This is a genomic window from Mycobacterium sp. TH-M82 (assembly GCF_057473605.1).
In genome coordinates, this window is sequence record NZ_JBYCKY010000396.1 from 1 (window position 1) to 3790 (window position 3790).

The window sequence follows — 3790 nt, forward strand, 5'->3', positions numbered from 1 at the left end:
TCTGGTCACCTACGACATCAGCCGGCTGATGCACATCGATGACGCCAACCGCCGATTCATGGTGACACTGGGCGGCGCTGACGTCATTGACCCCGACACGGTGATCGCCGAGATGACCTACCACCATCCGCTCTACACCGGCGATTCCGTTGCCGCCCAACGCCTACTGCCGACGCTGGACGATGACCGCATCGCCTTCGCCGGCGCCTACCACGGCTGGGGGTTCCACGAGGACGGCGCCATGTCCGGAGTCCGGGCAGCCCGAAGACTCGGCGCCTACTGGCCGGCCACCACGATGCGCGGCAAGGCGTTCTCATGTTGACACCGGCGATCTACCGCACCACGATCACCCACATCCGGAGGGCTCCTGTGCGCCACGAGTTCAACTACCGGAGCTACAGCTGGTATGTCGACGTCGACGCGCTGCCGCGGTTGCCGCGGTGGCTTCGCCCGTTCGCCCGATTCGACGCCGACGATCATTTCGACGGTCGCCCCGGCGACACGCTGCGTCAACGGGTCGACCGCTTTCTGGCCGAGCGTGACGCGGCCCTGCCCGATGGTCGGGTCACCGCGCTGCTGCAGGCACGGGTCCTCGGGTACGTCTTCAACCCGATCACCATCTTCTGGTGCCATGACCGCGACGGTGTGTTGCGGCACGTGATCGCCGAGGTGCACAACACCTACGGCCAGCGTCACGCCTACCTGCTGCCACCTGCGGACAAACCGGTGCAGGTGGCCAAGCGGTTCTCCGTGTCACCGTTCAACCCGGTGGACGGTGACTACCTGGTGTGCGCCCCCCGCCCGGACCGTAGCGTGGCGATAAACGTGTCCTTGTACCGCGATAATCGGCCGGCGTTCGCCGCCCGGCTGCGCGGCACAGGAGCCCCAGCCACCACGGGTCGTGTCGCGCGAATGCAGCTGCTCGCGCCCCTGGCGCCGCTGGTGGTCGCGATGCGTATTCGGGTGCAGGGTGTCGCGTTGTGGCTGCGGCGAGTCCCGGTGGTGAAACGGTGAGCATCACTGCAACGCAATTGGCCGCGACGACAATCGACCCAGGACGGTGGCCAGAGCTCGCCGGGGTCCCCTCGGGACCGGTAGCCGCAGCATCGGCGGTGGTCGCCGACCGGCTGCTGCGGCGGGCCGCGGCGCGGTTGCCGCTGCGCCTGGTCTACCCGGACGGCACGGTGATCGGCGCGGCCGATCCGACGTCGCCGACCCTGGTTATCAGCGACCCGAAGCGGCTGGCCCGCCGGATCGGACGGGCGGGCCTGATCGGTTTCGGGGAAGGCTACATGGCCGGTGAGTGGCACTCACCGGAGCTGGCCGAGGTGTTGACGGTGTTCGCCACCTCGGTCGGTGATCTGGTGCCCACCGTGCTGCAGCGGCTGCGTCCCATCGCGCTGAAGCGCCAGCCCCGCTGGCACGCCAACGGCCCCACCCAGGCCAGGCGCAACGTGCGCGCCCACTATGATCTGTCCAACGACCTGTTCGCCGCGTTTCTCGACGAGACGATGACCTACTCCAGTGCGCTATTCGCACAGTTGCCTGCGTCATGGCCCGATCTTGCCGACGCGCAACGCCGTAAAATCGATCGGCTGCTTGATGCTGCCCGGGTGGGTGCGGGCAGCCGGGTCCTCGAAATCGGTACCGGATGGGGCGAACTGTGCCTGCGTGCGGCCGCCCGCGGTGCATACGTCCGCTCGGTCACCCTGTCGGTCCAACAACAACGGCTGGCACGGCAACGGGTCGCCGCTGCAGGGCTGTCTGACCGCATACAGATCGACCTGTGCGACTACCGCGACGTCGACGGATGCTACGACGCGGTGCTATCGGTGGAGATGATCGAGGCGGTGGGTTATCGTTGCTGGCCCAACTATTTCCAAGCCCTGGACCGGCTGGTGACCCCGGGCGGGCGGGCCGCGATCCAGGTGATCACCATGCCGCATCATCGGATGATGGCCAGCCGTCGCACCTACACCTGGATCCAGAAATACATCTTCCCTGGCGGCTTGTTGCCGTCCACCCGAGCGATCCTCGACATCTCCGAACACTGCACCGGCCTGCGCACCGTCGAGCTGTGTTCGCTGCGACCGCATTACGCCGAGACACTGCGCCTGTGGCGGCAACGCTTCGGGCAGCGGCGCGACGCGGTCACCGCGTTGGGATTCGGCGGGGTGTTCGCCCGCATGTGGGAGTTCTACCTGGCCTACTCAGAGGCCGGCTTCCGTGCCGGCTATCTGGACGTCTACCAGTGGACCTTCGCCCACTCGGCCACGTGATAACTCTCGCTGGTGTTCCCGCTCGTTGAGACAGCAACGCGGTCATGGAAGGGTTTTCGATCCTAGCCAGGGCACCGCTGCGGCTAGGCTACCGGTCGATGACCAAACCTCCGCACCTTGGTAGCGACCTGGACACACTGCTGCACCGGGTGGCGCGCAGCGAGGTCGACGCGTTCGCCACTTTCTACGACAAGACCGCAGCGCGGGTGTACGGGCTGGTGAATCGGGTGCTACGTGATGCCGGATACAGTCAAGAAACCACCCAGGAAATTTATCTGGAGGTGTGGCGGAACGCGGCAAGCTACGACGCCACCAAGGGGTCCGCGCTGGCCTGGCTGGTTACCATGGCGCACCGGCGTGCCGTGGATCGGGTGCGCGCCGAACAGGCTGCTAGTCGGCGTGAATCACGCTATGGCGCAGCTGGCATCGAGCCACCCGGCGACGTCGTCGCCGACGCCGCGATCGCCGATGATGAACGCCGCCGGGTGGCCCACTGCTTGGACGGGCTGACCGACAAGCAGCGCCAGTGCATCGAACTGGCCTACTACCAAGGCTTAACGTACGCGGCGGTTTCGGAGCGACTTTCGGCCAACGTCTCGACGATCAAATCACGCATGCGCGACGCGCTGCGCAGCCTGCGCCAATGTCTGGGTGTGCCATGACCGAGCCGACCAACTTCGACCTGCTCGGTCTGGCCACCGCCTATGGTCTGCACGCTCTCTCCGCCGCCGAGCGCGCCGACATCGACCGACAGATCGCCGCGTCGCCGGCGCCGCTCGCGCAAGCCTTCACCGATGAAGTACTCGCGGTCGGCGAGACGATGGCGATCCTTTCCGTGACAACCGCGGCCGACCCACCGACAGAATTGCGCAGTTCGGTGCTGGCCGCAGTGAACAGGCGAAGTCGCCTTCATTCTCGGCGGCGTGCCATCATTCTCGCCGCAGCAGCTGCAATCGTGCTGGCTCTGGCCGCATTCGGCGCCGGGGTCGCCCTGCGGCCCACGCCATCACCGACGGTGGCCGCGCAGGTGCTGGCCGCCCCCGACGTGCAGACGGTCTCGCGCCCGCTGGCGACCGGAACAGCGACCGTGGTGTTCTCCCGCGACACGGGTGCCGGCGTGCTGGTCATGAACAACGTGCCCCCGCCTGTTCCCGGGACCGTCTACCAGATGTGGCTGTTCGGCGGGGCCGGCGCGGCCTCAGCCGGCACCATGGACACCGAAGCTGTGGCCCCGTCGACCACGGCGGTTATCTCTCATATGGGAAACGCGACCGCGCTCGGGTTCAGCGTCGAACCCGGCACCGGATCCTCCCATCCGACCGGCCGGATCATCGCCGAACTGCCGCTGAGCTGAGGGGATGGCCCGGCCGTCGGAACGCGTGCCGGTGGCCCCGGCGATGGGCGCAGGCGCTGTCAGCGCTGACCATGGTGCCGCTTGCACGGGCTGGTCATGGGCCGGTTCGGCCGCTTCTGGACCACCCGGTGACTCAGCGAGGCTCGCACCGCGAAGT

4 protein-coding genes and 1 pseudogene are annotated in these 3790 nt (G+C 67.3%); all 5 read left to right on the forward strand.

Features of this window, described 5'->3' with window-relative positions:
- Positions 1-322 (forward strand): annotated as a pseudogene (locus AC2VON_RS12265) (amine oxidase); the annotation flags it as partial.
- Positions 316-1014, forward strand: a complete 699-nt coding sequence (locus tag AC2VON_RS12270; RefSeq protein WP_486953215.1) for a DUF1365 domain-containing protein — start codon at positions 316-318, stop codon at positions 1012-1014. The pseudogene AC2VON_RS12265 and the gene AC2VON_RS12270, both read left to right, overlap by 7 nt.
- Positions 1011-2279 (forward strand): class I SAM-dependent methyltransferase, encoded by a 1269-nt coding sequence (locus AC2VON_RS12275; protein ID WP_486953216.1) that lies wholly within the window; start codon positions 1011-1013, stop codon positions 2277-2279. Before AC2VON_RS12270 ends, AC2VON_RS12275 begins: the two co-directional genes overlap by 4 nt.
- A gap of 98 nt (positions 2280-2377) precedes the next feature.
- Complete coding sequence (locus AC2VON_RS12280; RefSeq protein WP_486953217.1) at positions 2378-2941, forward strand: sigma-70 family RNA polymerase sigma factor; 564 nt, start codon at positions 2378-2380, stop codon at positions 2939-2941.
- Complete coding sequence (locus AC2VON_RS12285) at positions 2938-3633, forward strand: anti-sigma factor (protein ID WP_486953218.1); 696 nt, start codon at positions 2938-2940, stop codon at positions 3631-3633. The genes AC2VON_RS12280 and AC2VON_RS12285 overlap by 4 nt, the downstream gene beginning before the upstream one ends.
- Positions 3634-3790 lie beyond the last annotated feature (157 nt).

What these genes read in the sequence shown, in the direction of transcription:
- AC2VON_RS12285 (WP_486953218.1), top strand. Translation starts at nt 2,938, where the DNA reads ATGACCGAGCCGACCAACTTCGACCTGCTCGGTCTGGCCACCGCCTAT.
- AC2VON_RS12270 (WP_486953215.1), top strand. Translation starts at nt 316, where the DNA reads ATGTTGACACCGGCGATCTACCGCACCACGATCACCCACATCCGGAGG.
- AC2VON_RS12280 (WP_486953217.1), top strand. Translation starts at nt 2,378, where the DNA reads ATGACCAAACCTCCGCACCTTGGTAGCGACCTGGACACACTGCTGCAC.